Origin of the sequence: Paraburkholderia sp. 40 (genome assembly GCF_050434105.1) — a bacterium.
In the GTDB taxonomy this organism is placed as follows: Bacteria; Pseudomonadota; Gammaproteobacteria; order Burkholderiales; family Burkholderiaceae; genus Paraburkholderia; species Paraburkholderia tuberum.
This window is the reverse complement of the sequence record NZ_JBNPVY010000002.1, coordinates 77,761-95,393: the sequence shown is the minus strand read 5'-3', so window position 1 is coordinate 95,393 and position 17,633 is coordinate 77,761. Positions and strand designations below refer to the sequence as shown.

Genomic DNA, 17,633 nt, shown 5'->3' with positions numbered 1-17,633 from the left:
TTTCGCTAATCCTGTACGTTCAGCTCGCGAATTCCGCCCATTCCCACGCGTCGCGATCCGCGAGCAGCGCGGCGACGAGCCGGTAGTTCATTTCGTGACTCGGCCGCAACGCGCTCACGCGGCCCAGCAATGGCGCGCCGGCCATCGCCATGTCGCCGACCAGATCGAGCACGCGGTGCCGCACGAACTCGTCGGGCACGCGCATGCCGCCGAGCACCCGATTGCCGACGATCGCCGCCGTGCACGACAGGCGCGCGCCGCGCAGAATAGGCGTGCCGCGCACGTAGCCCGCCGCGATCGCCGGGATCGCCCACTTGACGCGTCCATACGAGCGCGACGGCGCGATCTCGCTGGCAAAGCTCGCCGGCGTCAGCGCGCCGTCCCAGCGCAATTCGCCGAAGCCCTTCAGATCGTTGCGCACACTCAATTCATAGGCGGCTGCCGGTTCGATCGACATGCTGCGTTCGTCGTGCGTGCCAGCGCCGTCGGCAATCTTCACGGGCCGCAGCACGCGAATGAAGCGCTTAGCATGCGGTAGCTCGAGGCGTCCGCACGCGCGAATCTCGTCGAGCCAAGGTTGCGCGCTGCCGTCGAGAATCGGCACTTCCTCGGCGTCGAGTTCGACCGTCGCGCGATCGATTTCACACGCAAGCAGCGACGCGAGCAGATGCTCGACCGTGCGCACGCGCACACCATCGGCCGATTCGAGCATCGTGCACAGCGGCTGCCCGCGCCGCAACGCGGGACTCACCGCGAATTCGGCCAGCACGCGACCCTGCTGCATGCGCCTGAACACGATGCCGCGCGGGCTGTTCGCCGTGCCCGGCAGGATCCGCACGTTCACGCGTCGGCCCGTGTGCAAGCCGTGACCGCTCACCGTCAGCACGCGTGCGAGCGTCCCCTCCCGATGACTCCAGCCCGCGGGCGCGCGCATTAGACGGGCTCCGTCGCGCACGACTGAGCGGACAGCGCATCCGCCACATCGGCCAGCGCGTTGGCACCCACATCGAGCGCATGTTGCGCGGCAACTGCCGCGACCTGCGCCGCCATCTGCGCGGCGGCGCCGTTCGGCTCGGCAGCCTCATCCTGCGTCTGGATCGACTCGACGATCCGTTGCGCGAGCGAATGCACGGTCGCGCCCTCGGCCATCGTCATGATCGACAGCTTGACCTCGAAGCGCTCTTCGACGGCCATGCCGAGTTCCATGCCCATCAGCGAATCCATGCCCATGTCGAGAATCGAGCGGCCGGTTTCGATCTTCTCCGGCGACATGTGCAGAATGCGCGCGATCTGCGCCTGCAGCGTCTCCTCGACCAATCGCCGCGCATCGTCGAACGCCATCGCCGCGATCTGCTCGCGCATCTGCACGCTGCCCTGAGGCGCCGGTTCGTGACTGCCGCGCGTCTGCAGCTCGGTATAGCGATGCGCACGCGCCGCCGGCATGCCGAGCGCAAGGGCGTGCCAATCGAGCCGCACCACCGCCTCGCCCGCCTGCATCGCGACGAGTGCGCGTTCGAGCGCGGCCATCGCTTCGGCCGAGCTGATCGACATACCGCCGATCCGCGCCTGCAGCGCTTCACGTGTTTCCGCGTTGCGCGCGAGGAAGCCGACGTCGTCGAGCGGGCCCCATGCCATGCAGGTGCCCGGCAAACCGGCCGCGCGCCGCTGCGCGATCAGCGCTTCGAGGAAGCTGTTCGCCGCGACGTAGCTCGACTGCCCCGGATTGCCGAGGAAGGTCGTCGCCGACGAATAGACCACGAAGAAATCGAGCGGCAGCTCACGCGTCGCGCGATGCAGGTTCCACGCGCCCGCCACCTTCGGCGCGAGCACGGCGGCAAAGCGCTCGTCGTCGAGATTGCGCACGAGACCGTCGTCGATCACCATCGCCGAATGCAGCACGCCCTTCAACGGTGTGCCGCGTTGTGCGAGGTCGGCAAGCAACGCATCGAGCGCGGCCGCGTCGGTTACGTCGCAGGCGACCGTGCGTACTTGCGCGCCGCTGCTTGCGCGCCAGCGCGCGATTTCTTCGGCCAGTTCGGGCGCGAGCGTGCCCGAGCGGCTCGCGAGCACGAGATGACGCGCGCCGCGCGACATCATCCAGCGAGCGGTCGCAAAGCCGAGCCCGCCCGTGCCGCCGACGACCAGATACGCGGCCGCGGGGTCGAGTTGCAGCGTGGCATCAACCTGCGCCGATCTCGCCGGGCTCGGCGTGCCCGCCGGATACGTGACGAGAATCTTGCCGATCTGCCGCGCCTGCTGCATATGGCGGAACGCTTCCTCGACGCGCTCGGCCGGGAACGCGCGATACGGCAGCGGATGCAGCACACCGTCCGCGAACAGCCGCATCACGTCTTCGAACAGACGCGCGGTCAGCCCCGGCAACGCGCTCATCAACTGGTCCGCATCGATGCCGAAATAGCTGATGTTGTTACGGAACGGCCGCAAACCGATGCGGCTGTTTTCATAGAAATCGCGCTTGCCGAGTTCGAGGAAACGACCGAACGGACGCAGCGTGTCGATGCTGCGCACCATCGCTTCGCCGGCCAGCGAATTGAGCACGATGTCGATGCCGGCGCCTTGCGTGCGCTCGCGGATTTGATCGGCGAATGCGAGGCTGCGCGAATCGAACACATGATCGGCGCCGAGCAGACGCACGAACTCGCGCTTCTCACGGCTACCCGCGGTCGCGAACACTTCCGCGCCGAGATGCCGCGCGAGCTGGATCGCCGCAATCCCGACGCCGCCCGCCGCGCCGTGCACGAGCACCCGTTCGCCACGGCGCAGACGCGCGAGCTCGCACAGCGCGTAGTACGCGGTGAAGAACGTCGTCGGCACGGTCGCCGCTTCCTCGAACGTCAGACGCGCGGGCTTGTGCGCAATCGCTTCCGCTTTCGTGCGCACTCGGCTCGCGAACGACGCCGGCGCGAAGCCGAGCACCGCATCGCCCGCCGCGAAACGCTGCACGTCGCGGCCGACGCGTACGACGCGCCCGGACAGCTCCATGCCGACCGTCGCGCCCGCGAAGCCGTTTTCGACGGCCTCGTCGGACAGCAGGCCCATCGCGTACATCACGTCGCGGAAATTGAGGCCCGTCGCGGCCGGTTCGATCTCGACCTCATCCGCAGCGAGCTCGCTCTGCGGCAGCGGGAACCATTCGAGGTTGCGCAACGAACCCGGCGACGCGAAACCGAGCACCGCCGCTTCATTGCGCGCACGCAGCGGCTCGGCCACGGTGTCGCGCAGCGCCGCGTTCGGGGTGGGCAGCATACGCGTCACGTAGCGGCCACGCGGCGTCAGCAGCACTTCTTCCTCGCCGTCGGACGCAAGCAGTTCGCGCGCGAGCAACGCGCCCGCGTCCGCTTGCGTCGCGCACACATCGATCAGACGGCACGATAGTTCGGGATGCTCGTTGGCCAGCACGCGCACGAGCCCCCACAGCGCGCCCTGCTCGGGACGCAGAGACGCGGCATCCACGAACGGCGTCGCGACCGGCGCGCCGCCGCGCGTGACGATCCACAGTTGCGGGCGCATTTCGTTCGACGCCGCCGCGAGGTCGCGCACGAGCTGTGCGAGCGCGAGCGTGGTCTGCCGCTGCGCGTGCATCACTTCGGCGCCGTCCGCGTCGGCGGACAACGGCTGATCGGGCGCAACGAATACCACGTGATGCGCGATGTGCTGCCCACCCCCGGCCGGCGCGGCCAGTTTGCTCATATCGTGATGCAATGCCTGGAGCGTCGTGCTCGACGTCGTGTGGCCGGCGGCTTGCAGCGCTGTGCTCAGCGTGTCGTCGATCGCGTCGGACGTCGCGTACAGCAACGACCAATGCGCAGGCGACGTGCTCGCCTGAGTCGTGCCCGCCGCATCGTTCCCAGCCACTTCAAGCGGCGCCCGCGCTACCAGCAGCGTCGGCGCGCCTTCGAGATCGATTCCCTGCTCCGTATGGCGCGCGACCTGTTCGAAGCCAGCCTGTTCGAGCAGTTGCGTCAGCGCCTGCGGCGACAGCCACGCCGCGCGGCGCGCGTTGGCATGCGCGGCGTCCGCGTCGAGATCGAACACCAGATCCGCGAAACGGCTGTTGCGCGGTTCCGCGATCACGACTAGCGCGCCCGGCGCGAGCCAGCCGCGCAACGCGGCGAGCAGCGCGCGCGGCTCGCTTTGCCCGGCGAGCACGTGACTCGCGACCACGACGTCGTAGCGCTCGCCCGCGTCGACGCCAACGAGGCGCGGCGCATCGCCGAATTCGACAGTCGCGATATGGAGCGACGGATGCTCAGTCGTGTCGAAGCCGCTCAACTGCTCGCGCGTTCCCGCGATCGTGTAATCGCAACGCGAGACCGGCACGTGGATCGCGAGCGGTTGCAGCACGTCGGTGAGCGGCGAATCGAGTTCGAGCACGCGCAGACGGCGCGGCTCACTCCAGCTTTCGACCGCGCGATGCAGACACGCACCGCTCAGCGCATTGGCGTGCGTCCACGTCGGCGACGCTTCGAAGAAATGCTCGACGAGGCTGCTGCGCGACGGCGGCAGAATCTGCGCGCCACTCACTTCGCCGCGCAGCACGGCAGGCAACGCCGCGCCGCAATGCGCGAGCAGCGTCAGTTCCGCCACATGCGCGGGCGATTGCGCGAGCAGTTCGCGCCACAGCTCGTCGATGGCGGGCAGGTTCGCGCAGGCGTCGTCGTCGCGCACGAGGCGGGTGCCCTCGCGACGCGCGAGACCATCTTCGACGACGATCTGCACGAGCCGCGCAAGCAACGCCGGATGCGCGCAATCGGGCAGCGCAGGCTGCGCGAACACGTCGAGCGCATCGAGCGCCTGCAACGCGTACGCGCCGGCAAGCACGTCGAGCAGCGGCAGCATCTCGGTCAGATGCGTGTGCCGGCGCGCTTCGTCTTCCTGCACGGCGAGCGCGCTCGCCGCATCGGCCAGCAACGCGGCGGCCGTGGGCAACGCGTGCGCGTTGACATCGGCGGCGAGCGGCTTCGCTTCGACGATATACGTATAGCGTCCAGGTGCCTGCTGGCGCCGGCTCAGCAGATCGACGCGACGGAACCGGCAGGCGCTCAGACGCGCGACGACCGCGCCCCGCGCGTCGGCGAATTCGAACGATGCGACGACCGAATGCGGGCTGCGCCGCTCGATGCGAGCGAGCACATAGCGGATCGCGTCGCCGCGCAGATAGTCGATGCGGCCAAGTTGCACCGGCACGTAAGCCGCATGCTCGATCTCGCCATGCCGCGGCGAAGCGAGCAGCGCAAACAGCGGATGAAAACCGCTGTCCATCAGCGCGGGATGCAATGCGTAGGCGTTCGCGGCGTCGGCGGACTGCGCGAGCGCCGCGGGCATGTCCACTTCGGCAAGCGCCATGCCGGCGTTTGCGTCGACGTGGACCGCTCGCACCCAACGGAACGCGGGTCCGTAGTTCAGGCCGATCGCGGCGGTGTTCGCGTACAGCGTGTCGCCCGACATCGCAGGCTGCGCGAGCAGGCTCGTCAGATCGAAAAGCGGCAAGTTGGCCGCCGCGTCGCCGAGCGCGCAACCGCTCGCGAGCAAACGGCCGGTCACGTTCAGCGACCACGCTTCGTCCGACATGCGATCGCGCGTTTCGATCGTGAAGTTCGCGGTCCGCACGTCGACGGTGAAGCGGAACAGCTTCGAATGCTGCGGCTGGAATACGACAGGCAAACGGATTTCGACGTTCTCGACCGCGCAGCTCGCGGTGCCGAAATGAACGCGCGCGGCGGCCAGTGCCATCTCGACGTAGCCGGCGCCCGGAAACGCCGCGCCACCATCGACGACGTGGTCGGCCAGCATCGGCAGCCCCGCCGGGTCGAGCTGGTTTTCCCACGCGAGCGCATGCTCGTGGAGACGATAGCCGAGCAGCGGATGCTCGCGGCGGCGGTACACGAGGTTGTAGGCCTCGGCGGTCGGGCCGAGCCAATGGCGTTCGTGCTGCCACGGATACGACGGCAGCGCGACACGCTGGCTCAACAACGCACGCGGCGCGAAACGATCGACGTCGACGCTCGCGCCGTTTGCGATCATCGCGTGGAGCGCGTGATGCAGCGTCTCCGCGTTGTCGTGATTACGCTTGAGCGTCGGCAGCGAGCGGCCCGCGATGCGCGCGTCGTCGAGCGTTTGCGTCACGTAGGTGCGCAGAATCGAATGCGGGCCGATTTCGAGGAACAGACGCACGCCGTTCTGCGCGATGCGCGCGATCGCGTCGCCAAAGCGCACCGGCTCGCGGATATTGCGCCACCAGTAGCGCGCGTCGAGTTCGGTGCCCGCCAGCTCGTCGCCCGTCACCGTCGATACGAAGCCGCGCGTCGTCTCACCCGGCGCGAGGTCTGCGAGACCCACGAGGACGTCCAGCTCGATCGGGTCCATCTGACAGCTGTGGAATGCGTAGTCGAGGTCGAGCATCTGGAAGAAACGACCGCTCGCCTTGACGGCCGCTTCGAGCGTTTGCAGCGCGTCGAGCGGACCGGCGAGCGTGACCGCCTGCGCACTGTTGACGCCAGCAACTTCCACCGTCGCGTCGAGATCGTGTTGCGCGATCGACGCGCGGATCGCCGCTTCGCCGAGACCGGCGGCCGCCATGCGGCCGGTGCCGCGCGTTTTCGCCTGCGCGCGGCTGCGGATCTTGATGACGCGCACGGCCTGCGCGAGCGTCAATGCCCCCGATGCCCACGCCGCCGCGACTTCGCCGACGCTGTGGCCGACGCACACGTCATATGTGACGCCACGCGCCTCGAGCACGCGCACCACACCGACCTGGATCGCGAACAGCAGCGGCTGCGAATGCTCGGTGGCCGCGAGAGTCTCGGCACTCACGCCTTCGCGCAACATGTCGAGCAGCGAGGCGCTGCCGTCGGCGCGCCACAATGCGTCGATCTCTTCGAGCGCGGCGCTGAACACCGGCTCCTGTTGGAGCAACTGCTTGCCCATGCCGGCCCACTGCGAGCCGTTGCCGGAGAACACCAGCGCGAGACGGGCGTCGTCGGCTGGTGCTTCGCCTTTCACTAGCGCCATGTCCGCGTGCTCTTGCACCGACGTGGCCAGCTCGACGAGTGCCGCGCGCGCTTCGGCGGGCGTCGACGGTGCGACGATCGCGCGATGCTTGAGCCATTGCCGGCGATGCGCGGCATTCGCAGCCAACAGATTCCACGACGCGCCTTGATCGAGCGATGCCAGATAGCGCGCCGCGAGGTTCGGCAATGCGGCCGCGGCGCGCGTCGATAGCACGAGCGGCGTGAGCGGCGTGGTTGCGTCGCCGCTTTCGGGGCGCGGCGCTTTGGTGACGCTAGAAACCGGCGCCTCGCGCAGCACGACGTGCGCATTCGTGCCGCCGAAACCGAACGAGTTGACGCCGACTACGAGCGGCGCGTCGGCGCCATCGGGCGATTCAAGCGGCGTCAGACGATCGACGACACGCAGCCGGCCGCCGACGAAATCGATCGCCGGATTCGGCGTTTCGAAATGCAGCGTCTTCGGCACCGCGCGGTGCTTCAGGCACAGGATCGCCTTGATCAGTCCGGCCATGCCCGACGCCGTTTCGAGGTGACCGACGTTGGTCTTCACCGAACCGATCAGCAGCGGCCGATCGACGGGGCGCCCCGCCGACGCGACGCTCATCAACGCGCGCGCCTCGATCGGATCGCCGACGGCGGTCCCGGTCCCATGCGCTTCGACATAAGCGAGCGAGCGCGGATCGACGCCCGCGCGTTGATAAACCGTGCGCAGCAGCGCGGCCTGAGTTGCCGCGCCCGGCACGCTGATGCCGCCCTGCGAGTAGCCGTCCGAGTTCACGCCCGAACCGGCGATGACCGCGTGAATCGTGTCGCCGTCGGCGAGCGCGCGCTCCAGCGTCTTCAGCATCACGAGCGCGCCGCCTTCCGAGCGGACGTAGCCGTCGCCGGTCGCGTCGAACGCACGGCAGCGGCCGCGCGGCGACAGCATCGACGCCTTCGAGAATGTCACGAAGCCGAACGGATGCAGCAGCAGATTGACGCCGCCCGCGAGCGCCACTTCGGCGTCGCCTGCCTGCAGCGCCTGACACGCCTGGTGCAACGCGACCAGCGACGACGAGCACGCGGTATCGACCGATACGCTCGGCCCACGCAGGTCGAACAGATACGACAGACGGTTCGACGCGATGCTGAGCGTGTTGCCGGTCGCCGAATACGGGTCGACCGCGTTCAGGTCGTCGACGAAACGATTGCCGTAGTCCGGGCTCGCGACACCGACATAGACCGCGCAGTTGCTGCCTTCCATGTCGCGCGGGCGTACGCCCGCGTCCTCGAAGGTTTCCCACGCGAGTTCGAGCAACAGACGCTGCTGCGGGTCCATCTGCTGCGCTTCGCGCGGCGAGATGCCGAAGAACGACGCGTCGAAACCGGCGACGTCGTCGAGCACGCCCGCGGAGAACGTATAGCTCTTGCCCGCTTCGCGCTTCGACGGATGCTGGTAAAACTCCGTGCCGAAACGGTCGGCCGGCACTTGCGTGACTGCGTCTATTTCATCGCGCAGCAACGCCCAGAAATCTTCGGGGCTCTCGACATGGCCGGGAAAGCGGCAGGCCATCCCCACAATCGCAATCTGTTTCGTCATTGTTCTTCTGTTCGGTGCAGCGTGCGCGTCGGCGTCTCACGCGATACGGCCGGCGCGAGCGCTTCTACGAGGGCGACGCCAAGTTGCGCGGCGTAAAGATCTGTTCGGGTAGCAGGCGCATCACCATAGTTGCGCCAGATACAGTAGTTGCTGTGTGCGGGTTCGTTATCGAACTGCGCGTATATGTGCGACAGCGCCGGCACGTGATCGCCATAAAAACACAGCACCGTGTCGCGGCGCCGCGCGCGCAGCGCGGCGAGCAGGCGGCCGAGCATCGCATCGGCGTTTGACAGATGCCGCAGATAAGCGGTCAGGTCGCGCCATTGCTCGTCGTCGCCGAGCGAATGGAAAGCGGCGGCCTCGCCGGGTCGAACAGTTTCCAGATGCAGCGGGCCGTGGTTTTCCATCGTCATCGAGAAGATGAACGCGGGTTTCTCGCGCGGTTCGTCGAGCGCTTCGATGATCGCGTCCGCGACCGCCATATCGGCGACGTACGGGCCAGCGCGCGGCGCGTCGGCGAATGTCTTGATGTCGATGAAGCGGTCGATCTGCAGATGTTTGAAGGCCCGCTCGCGACCGAAGAAGTCGGCGTAATACGGGTGAATCGCGAGGGTCTGATAACCGCCTTGCTTGAACCACGACGCGAGCGACGCGCACGCGCGCCGCACGAACGCATATGGATAGAAACGCGCGTAGCCGAGCTGCGTCTGGTCGATGCCGGTCAGGACCGCGAACTCGGTGCGCATCGTATTCGCGCCCCACGCGGGCACCGTCAGCTCGCCATGCTGGATCGACTCGCGGCGTGCGAGATCGAAGTTGCGCAGGATCGACGGATCGATCGAGATGGATAGACGCCGCGCGTCGAAGAAGGACTCGCTCTGGATCAGGATCACGTCGGGCATCGTCTGCGGTTTGCCGCTCGCAAACGGACCGGCGGCGAGCGCGGCGCGCAATTGACGCACGGTCGCCGGATGCGTGCCGTTCAGCAGATACGCGATGAAAACCGCGAAGAAACCGTGGCGTTGCTGATCGTCGACGGCGCGCAGTGTCAGTGGCAGGTGCACGGCGCAAGCGTAGGCGGCTGCGAGCGATGCGCACGCGGCGAGCAAAAGCGCGGTGATGGGCCGATGCGCCACGGGCGTGTCCGCGACAAACGCCGCGACGACCACGACGATGCCAAGCACGATCGCGATGACGGTGCCCACGCTCAGGAACGGCAGATAAAGACGCGGATGCGCGAATAGCTGGCTGAAGAGACTCAGGTCGGTAAACACGAATGGCTCGCGCAGCGACGCGTATTTCGCGTTGCTGACGGCTGCCAATAGTGCGACCAGTGCGATCGCGACGAAGGCGGAAAAGCGCACGCGCCCGGTGATCAGCAACACGCATACGCAGAGGAACACAATCGCCGCGACGTGCAACGCGAACGCCAACGGCGAGCGACGCAGCGACGCGCGCGGCTGCGCGAGTGCTTCCGGCAGAAACGCAAGGCCGGCAGCGGCCGCGAAACTGAGCGCGAGCGTCGCGTTCACTCAGTGCTCCTCGCGCGGAAGATACGACAGGCCACCGAGAATTGCGTCGGCGAGGACGGCGGGCAGCAACGGCAAGAGCCGCATGCCGAACGCGAGCAGGCTCGGGAACGCGATTTCGGCGCGGCCTGCTTTGAGCTTGCGCTGGATGTGTTCCGCCGCTTTGTCCGCGGACCAGAGGAACGGCTTGTCACCGGGGAACACGTCGCTCATTGCGGTCTTCACGAAGCCCGGCAAGATGATCGACATGCGAATGCCATCTCGTGACAGAAGAAAACGGACCGAATCACCGTAAGCCTTTATCGCTGCTTTGCTCGCACAATAGGCCGGCGAAATCGCCATGCCGCGCAGCGCGGCGAGCGAGCTGATCAGCGCTACGTGGCCGCGTTTGCGCGCACGCATGCGGGCGATGACCGGCAGCACCGCGTGCATTGCGCCGTAGAAGTTGGTGTCGACGATCGCAGCCGTGCGCGCCAGGTCTTCCCAGTCGCTTGTGGATGCGAGCGTGCTGGCGGCGCCGGCGTTAGCGACAAGCAGATCGATTGGATGTGCGTCGTCGAATTCTTGCAACCAGGCTTGCATGGCCTGCGCGTCGCGCACGTCGATCAGGGCGGTCTGCACGCTTGCGCCTTTTGCGCGGCAGGCTTGCGCCGACGCTTCGAGGCGATCGGCGTCGCGGCCGATGAGACCGAGCACGACGTGCGGCGCAGCATAAGCCATCGCGAGCGCGCGACCGAGACCGGCGCTCGCGCCGGTGATCACGACGTGGCGTGGCGCGGCTTTACGCATGCGCGGCCGCCTCCAGACGTTGCACCGCTCCCGCTACGGCCATCTCGATGCCTGTCCGCGTGTAGAAGTCGCCGTTGATCTGCGTGTGATGGATCACGTAGTCGAGAAACGCGTAATAGAGATTCATGTCAGGCCCGGCGGCCTGAGTCCAAAAGTCGTTAAGATCGCCTTGCCAGGTCATCCCCTGCATATCGTAGATCGCGTCACCAAGCGCGATGAGTGGGCGCCGATGATGCAAGGCGGACAGCCCCACTGTGCTGTTCACGACCACCACACCGCGAGCATGCTCGAGCAGGGTCGGCAAGTGGCCGTCTTCGAGAAAGATAAGCCGGCCTGCAATATCCAGCGCTTCAGCCAGACCCTGCGCGAAGCGGCGATACTCAACGATCCCTGTATCTAGTGGATGGTTCTTGATCACAAGCGCGGCAATGCCCGGCGCATGCTGCGCAAAAGAACGCGTGACCCGCTCGATCGCCTCGCGCACGCCACAAAAAGGCGAATGAGCGACGATCTGCGAGTCCGAGTTCAGCTGAAGAGGAAAAAGATAGTACGGGCGCCTTGATTTGAGCAGCTGCGTGGTAGCTCGCGAAGCTTCATCACGATGCCGCTTCTGGCGCGCAAAACGCTTTGCGAGTGCTGCATATTCCTTCGCCCCGTTGTAAGGGCGGTGACTCCGGTAGCCGGGAAAGCGGGACGCAAAAAGTGCGTTGCCCATGCGGTACCGAATGTCGTGCCAGGCGCGTTCATACAGGTTATATCCCGTGGCCAGCCCCGGCGAAGGCACAGGCGCTCGATGTTCCAGATACCATGCCGGATCACGCGGCAGCAACGATCGCCCGTTGACGCCATGTCTTTCGAGCGTGAGCCAGTGAGGGCGGACATAGCCCTCTTCAAAAACATGCACCTCGACGCCGAATTGTCTCGCGATGGAATGCACCGGCTGGTGAATAGCGCGGCAATCCCCGAACATCAGAACATCGGTGAAGCCACCAGATTTAAGCGTTTCCGAATACCAGCCTGCGAGATCCGAAAGCAGCCCGTCGTAATTCTGCAAGTCCGCCTTGCCAGCATAAAGCAGGTCCCCGCCGCAGAAATTAATTCGGCGCACTGAATGGCCACTGCCGATCAAGCCCGAGGAAAGTCGCGCGAAGAAATGCGAGGCCGTGCCTTGCAACGCCAAGAATGATCGGGGCATCGAGGGAAAGTGAGAGAGTCGCCTTGTTTTGCTGCGATAGCCAATAAGGCGAACGGCAGGTCTTACCGTATATTAGTAACGAATTGTGAGATGATACGGCATCGGCGACAATAACGCAGGTCCTTTCTTAAATTGACGTTGCGAAATCCACACGCACTTTCAAATTCTTATATAGAAAATCGAGTGCCCCGCTACAATCCGGCACGTCTCAAAAGCCCGTACGTCGAGGTTCGTGCCTAAAGTGCTGTTGTACCGGTCGGGAGTACCGTTATAGCCCTCGCACTGCATGTTTTTTCGTAAAAAAACAAGTCCCAAATGCCACAATTTGCAAATCGGGGAGTGGTGTTTTTTGCTCACTCATTGCGGGGAAATCCATCCTCACGCCGATCTTTTAGCGGCGCCCACCTCAAGATTGGCAGCCCAACATCCAGCAGCAGTTGCGCGCCAGCTCGGACCGACCCTCGAATGCAGTTGGTGGCTCTCCGATTACTCGAAAAACCGATGTCTCGACGCGCGAGCAGCAATCCACGACCGTCCGCGTCTTCGCAGTGAGGCGCACGCCAATGGCGAACGCCTGCCACGTTGAATAGCCCTTACGAATCAAGCATATGAAACGAATCATCATGGACCTGGATGACACCATTTGCTCGACGAGCAATGGAAATTATGCAGAGTCGACACCAAACGGCGAGGTCGTTGAGAAGTTGCGCCAGTACCGCCAGATGGGGTTTCAAATCGCCATCTCGACGAGCCGAAACATGCGGACTTATGAGGGCAACGCCGGGAAAATCAACGCGAACACCCTGCCGATAATCATTGAGTGGCTCGCGCGGCATGACGTCCCGTACGACGAGATCTACACAGCGAAACCTTGGTGCGGCACCGAAGGCTTCTATGTGGACGACAAAGCCATTCGTCCAGACGAATTCTCTAAGCTCAGTTACGAAGAAATCAAAAAGCTGGTAGGAATCGAAGATGCTGATCATTAACTCGGGCGCCTACGTCACCCCGGAATTCCAGGCCGAATTTGGAAAAATTCCGCCTTGCATGCTCCCTATCGGGAACAAGAAGTTGATCGAGCATCAGGTGCAGCGGCTGCGAGCAGCGCTTCCGGGTAGAGACATTTTTCTCACACTTCCCAGCACATTTACGCCTGCGATCAACGAAAAGGCGCTTTTGAATGGGCTTGGAGTTCAATGCATTCCGGTGCCGCCGCATTTCCGCCTTACCGATTCCATTCTCTACACGCTCAACATTCGGGAAACCGAAGATGACTGCGTCGTCTTATTACACGGCGACACGCTGATCGACGAGTTGCCGCAGGATCTCGATATTATTGGAATCGCGGAGACCGACGACGACTATCGGTGGGAACTGGAGCTCATGCCTGACAATAGCCAAATGGTCTGGTGCGGCTATTTCTCGTTCTCCAACGTGCGTACGTTGATTCGCGCACTCACCCTGTCGGAAGGCGATTTCCCCAGCGCGGTTCGCCAATACTCAGAAGTCCGCGACCTGCAACGACGCGTCATCCCGACATGGCACGATCTCGGGCACGTCAATACCTACTTCAAGTCCCGCGCAAGCATCACGACGCAGCGTTCATTCAATTCCCTCGATATTCAATCCGGCGTTCTGACCAAGCGCGGCGAACCGAGCATCAAGATTGAAGCGGAAGCGCAATGGTTCAAGAATCTTCCGACCGCCATGCGCCGCTTCACGCCACAGTTGATCGACTCCGGTTCCGGAGCGGACGGGAAGCCGTACTATTCCCTCGAATATTTGCCCATGAGCCCTCTGAACGAACTGTTCGTTCACGGCCACAATCCGCCTTTCTTCTGGGGGCGCATTCTGAAGTTGATTCAAGACTATCTGCAGGAATCTCGCAACAACCTGCCGCCCGAAACTGACATCGAGAAAATCTCGGAAGACGCGATTTCGCTGTACAAGGATAAAACGATCGCCCGCCTTCTGGCATTTTCGGAAGCCAACGATTTCGACCTCAAGAAGAAATTGCGATTCGATGGCCGGACGCTACCATCCACCATGGCAATCGCGGAGCGATGCATTGATCTCGCGACGAAGTCGGTCTGCACGCCGGCCATCGCGCATGGAGACCTGTGCTTCAGCAATGTCCTGTTTGATTCGCGTGGCGGCCATATCAAAGTGATTGACCCGCGCGGTCTGAACCAGAACCAGGAATTGACGATCGTTGGCGACCAGAAGTACGACCTCGCGAAACTTTGCCACTCCTTCATCGGCTTGTACGACTTCATCATCTCCGGTCGCTACAATCTCACCGAAGACAGCAACGGTTTCCACCTCAGCTTCGACCTCGATGACCGACTGAAGTCCATTCAGCAACTCTTCGAAAAGACGGAACTGATTCCGGGAGTCACGTTCTCGGACATCATTCCGCTAACAGTTCTGCTGTTTCTCTCGATGCTTCCGCTGCACGCGGACCATCCGCAGAGACAGAAGGCGTTGTTTGCGAATGCACTGCGTCTCTACAGCAAATATCTGTAAGATTTGGAGCCTTAATCTTGATCATTATTCCGATGGTCGGTTTGAGCAGCCGCTTCTTCAAAGCAGGCTTCACGAAACCGAAATTCCAGCTTGAACTTTCAGGCGAGACTGTTTTTTCACGAGCGGTCCGCAGCTTCGAGCACTACTTCGACAGCGAGCGCTTTCTGTTCATCGCGCGCCCGGATTACGACGCGCCGTCATTTGTCGCCGCCGAACTCGAGAGACTTGGCATCGCCAATGCGTCTGTAACGACCATTGCACACGACACCCAGGGGCAGGCAGAAACGGTGTCGCTTGGCCTCAAGGACGCGCCGGGCAGCGAACCGCTGCTTATTTTCAATATCGATACCTTCAGGTACGACTACCGAAAGCCCGATTTCATTGATACGTGTGACGGATATCTGGAGGTCTTTTCCGGCGAGGGCGATCATTGGTCTTTCGTTGAACCCGGCACCGGGAACAGCGTGCTGCGCACCACCGAAAAAGAACGCATCTCGTCCCTGTGCAGCGACGGCCTCTATTATTTCAGGACGCGCGATCTTTTCGAGACAGCCTTAAGCGAAGCGCGAGCAAAAAATGAAACCACCAAGGGGGAGTTTTATATTGCGCCGCTTTATAACACGTTGATCAAGTCCGGAGCTTCGATCAAATACGAAGAAATAGCGCTTTCCGAAATCGATTTCTGCGGAACCCCCGGCGAGTTCCAAGCACTGCAGCAGAAATTCCAGAAATAATTGACTTGAAATACCACCAGTCCTCATGATTTCTCCGTCCGACATTACCATCGTCTTGCAAGGCAGTATTCCGACCGTCAGAGATGCAAATGGAGAGTCATTCCGGGACTTGCTGACCAGGACGCGGAGCACCTTGCCAGGCGCCAAGGTCATTCTCTCGACCTGGCGTAACACCAAGGTGTCGCGTACCCTGCCGATCGACGAAATCGTACGTTCCAGCGATCCCGGCCCCCTGCCGCCGATAAAGTTCGACAACGTCGGGGCCAACAATATCAATCGTCAGATTGTCACGACGCTGGCTGGCCTGGAGAAAGTGCAGACCAAGTACGCCATCAAATTACGGACCGATGCGTGCCTAGAGCACGATGGCTTTCTCAAGCATTTCGAAAAGTACTCGGCTGCATTCCCGACGGACAACGCGCGGATCCTGACAAATTGTTTTTTTACGATTGACCCGCTCGTACTCGAGCATATGCCGTTTCACACCAGTGACTGGTTTATGTTTTCCACAACGGAACGGCTGATCCAGTATTGGTCTCGTCCGCACATCAGTCTCGAGGATGCCGCATACTATGAGATGCATCCGCATGCGAAGCATTCATCCTATCTGGACAAACAATTTCGCACCAAGCTGGCTGTTGAACAGTACCTCTGCACGGAGTTCGCAACGAAATTGGGATATGTGACGCCCGAATATCACAACGACACCAGAAGGGAGGTCATTTCTGCCTTTCATGACTTTATGGCACAGCAGTTCATGGTGTTGGATCCTTGGCAGAGCGGCCTGAAATTCGCGAAATATCGCTCGGTTCACAAGTCCACCATGCAATCCATGAATTGCATGATGTTTGTCGATTGGTATAAATTATGCGCCGACAGAATCCGCGGCAATATCGATCCCGAATTATATGCAGCGGCGGAGAAGCGCGTCCGTCAGAAGCAACGGGTAACAATTGGCAGTATTCTACTCAGCCCGATTGCGCCGATCATCTATTCACATAAATTCACTCCTATCGGCGTCAGGTTGCTGAAAATTGCGATGGCCACGCGCAAAATACACGCGGGTTGATCGTCTACGCATACTCCATACCCCCCGAAAAAATGGGCGACTGCCCCTGTTAATTAGTCGGCCCCGAAGAACTCGAAGTGCCTTGCGCAACAAGGCTTTGAAGCGGAAAGTGGTTGATGCATTTGCAGGAACCTGGCAGATTATGGGTGGTTTCCTGCAAATTCTGTTGAGGTGGCGCTGTCGGATGAATAATCCCTTTCGTCGAAGTAAAAATCCCCAGTTGGTTGAAGGATGACGGCGCATGCAGTGCATACAGCTCGTTCCTGTCCTTCTGATTCTGCAATAGGATTCGCTTCGTTCGGCCAATCAGGTCTTCCAACGTGGTTCGGCTTTGCTGCGTAACGCCTTCCAGTTGCCGCTCGACGTCGCGCATCACGCGGCCTACGCGCAAACGCAACGTCCGCAACGTTTTTTCATCCGCTTGTATTGCTTCGCATGCGCGCAACGGCCAATCTGGTTCGCAAGCCTCGGTGCTTCACGGTTGTAGTTCTGCCGCAGCTTCAGGCCGTGCCGCGCGGGCGCCTTCACCAGATGTTCCCGGCCGGAAACCGTTCGGATGGGCGATTGCCTTCTCCATGACCGTCGTATCAACAATCACGCGTTTCAGGCTCGCGCTCTTGATGACGTTGGCCCGTTTGGCCGCCTCGATCGTCTCGACCAACGTTCTTCAACGCCGGCTTCGCCCAGCCGCTTACGCCAGCGCGTCAGGCTCCACGGATCGATCGGCGGCCTGGTCTGCAAGTACGTCTCGCCGGTGGACACCTGCCAGTACAGGTTCTCGAGCCATTGCCAGACCACGTCTTCATCCGCCAGGTCAAATGCATGCTGCCAGTACAGGAAGCCTGCAATCAAATGCGGTGAACTCACCGGGCGCCCGCGGTGCGAGACGAAACTCGCGCTCATCGCCGTGCCAAGTCGATCCCAGTCGATCAGATCGGTAAGGCGAACCAACGGATGCTTCAAGTTGATCTGCTCGCGCAGGGGTTGGCGGAAGAAATCTCCCTCTGTCACCGGCGTCTTCGGACCCATCCATACCTCGTCGGAATTTGCAGGATTCACGCACCAATATGCCAGGCCCCTGCAAATCCCACAACACCATTTGGACTTCGGCGCCTTACTGCATAAGTTCTCGCGGATTGTTCAGGGCCGACTAATTGGCTGGGATTCAAAGAGGTTCATGT

At 62.6% G+C, this 17,633-nt stretch carries 9 protein-coding genes and 1 pseudogene; 4 read left to right on the top strand and 6 right to left on the bottom strand.

The features are described from left to right. Positions 1–19: 19 nt before the first annotated feature. The 5 genes from OKW28_RS01695 to OKW28_RS01675 are packed head-to-tail and all read right to left on the bottom strand — an operon-like array spanning position 20 to position 12,123. Positions 20–934, bottom strand: a complete 915-nt coding sequence (locus tag OKW28_RS01695; protein ID WP_429443413.1) for a UDP-3-O-acyl N-acetylglycosamine deacetylase — start codon at positions 932–934, stop codon at positions 20–22. Continuing rightward, a complete protein-coding gene (locus OKW28_RS01690; RefSeq protein ID WP_429443411.1) occupies positions 934–8,610 on the bottom strand; it encodes an SDR family NAD(P)-dependent oxidoreductase in 7,677 nt (2,558 codons plus the stop codon). Before OKW28_RS01690 ends, OKW28_RS01695 begins: the two co-directional genes overlap by 1 nt. Then, positions 8,607–10,142 (bottom strand): LTA synthase family protein, encoded by a 1,536-nt coding sequence (locus OKW28_RS01685; RefSeq protein WP_429443409.1) that lies wholly within the window; start codon positions 10,140–10,142, stop codon positions 8,607–8,609. The genes OKW28_RS01690 and OKW28_RS01685 overlap by 4 nt, the downstream gene beginning before the upstream one ends. After that, on the bottom strand, positions 10,143–10,928 hold the full coding sequence (locus OKW28_RS01680) for an SDR family NAD(P)-dependent oxidoreductase (RefSeq protein ID WP_429443407.1): 786 nt from the start codon (positions 10,926–10,928) through the stop codon (positions 10,143–10,145). It abuts the gene before it with no gap. After that, positions 10,921–12,123 (bottom strand): capsule biosynthesis protein, encoded by a 1,203-nt coding sequence (locus OKW28_RS01675; protein ID WP_429443405.1) that lies wholly within the window; start codon positions 12,121–12,123, stop codon positions 10,921–10,923. Before OKW28_RS01675 ends, OKW28_RS01680 begins: the two co-directional genes overlap by 8 nt. A gap of 608 nt (positions 12,124–12,731) precedes the next feature. Between OKW28_RS01675 and OKW28_RS01670 the strand changes: the two genes are divergently transcribed. The 4 genes from OKW28_RS01670 to OKW28_RS01655 are packed head-to-tail and all read left to right on the top strand — an operon-like array spanning position 12,732 to position 16,452. Beyond that, on the top strand, positions 12,732–13,112 hold the full coding sequence (locus OKW28_RS01670; protein WP_429443402.1) for an HAD-IIIC family phosphatase: 381 nt from the start codon (positions 12,732–12,734) through the stop codon (positions 13,110–13,112). Further along, positions 13,099–14,649, top strand: coding sequence for a hypothetical protein (locus tag OKW28_RS01665; RefSeq protein ID WP_429443400.1), 1,551 nt, complete (start codon positions 13,099–13,101; stop codon positions 14,647–14,649). The genes OKW28_RS01670 and OKW28_RS01665 overlap by 14 nt, the downstream gene beginning before the upstream one ends. A gap of 17 nt (positions 14,650–14,666) precedes the next feature. Next, on the top strand, positions 14,667–15,383 hold the full coding sequence (locus tag OKW28_RS01660; protein ID WP_429443397.1) for a glycosyltransferase family 2 protein: 717 nt from the start codon (positions 14,667–14,669) through the stop codon (positions 15,381–15,383). 25 nt (positions 15,384–15,408) lie between these two features. Then, positions 15,409–16,452: a WavE lipopolysaccharide synthesis family protein gene (locus tag OKW28_RS01655; protein ID WP_429443394.1), complete on the top strand. Its 1,044-nt coding sequence runs from the start codon at positions 15,409–15,411 to the stop codon at positions 16,450–16,452. Between the two features lie 235 nt (positions 16,453–16,687). Here the strand turns inward: OKW28_RS01655 and OKW28_RS01650 are convergent. Next, a pseudogene (locus tag OKW28_RS01650) lies at positions 16,688–17,481 on the bottom strand (transposase); the annotation flags it as partial. Positions 17,482–17,633: the final 152 nt, after the last annotated feature.

Excerpts from the sequence above, each read along its gene's own strand:
- OKW28_RS01695 (WP_429443413.1), bottom strand. The coding sequence starts at position 934 with ATGCGCGCGCCCGCGGGCTGGAGTCATCGGGAGGGGACGCTCGCACGC.
- OKW28_RS01690 (WP_429443411.1), bottom strand. The coding sequence starts at position 8,610 with ATGACGAAACAGATTGCGATTGTGGGGATGGCCTGCCGCTTTCCCGGC.
- OKW28_RS01680 (WP_429443407.1), bottom strand. The coding sequence starts at position 10,928 with ATGCGTAAAGCCGCGCCACGCCACGTCGTGATCACCGGCGCGAGCGCC.
- OKW28_RS01675 (WP_429443405.1), bottom strand. The coding sequence starts at position 12,123 with ATGCCCCGATCATTCTTGGCGTTGCAAGGCACGGCCTCGCATTTCTTC.
- OKW28_RS01670 (WP_429443402.1), top strand. The coding sequence starts at position 12,732 with ATGAAACGAATCATCATGGACCTGGATGACACCATTTGCTCGACGAGC.
- OKW28_RS01665 (WP_429443400.1), top strand. The coding sequence starts at position 13,099 with ATGCTGATCATTAACTCGGGCGCCTACGTCACCCCGGAATTCCAGGCC.
- OKW28_RS01655 (WP_429443394.1), top strand. The coding sequence starts at position 15,409 with ATGATTTCTCCGTCCGACATTACCATCGTCTTGCAAGGCAGTATTCCG.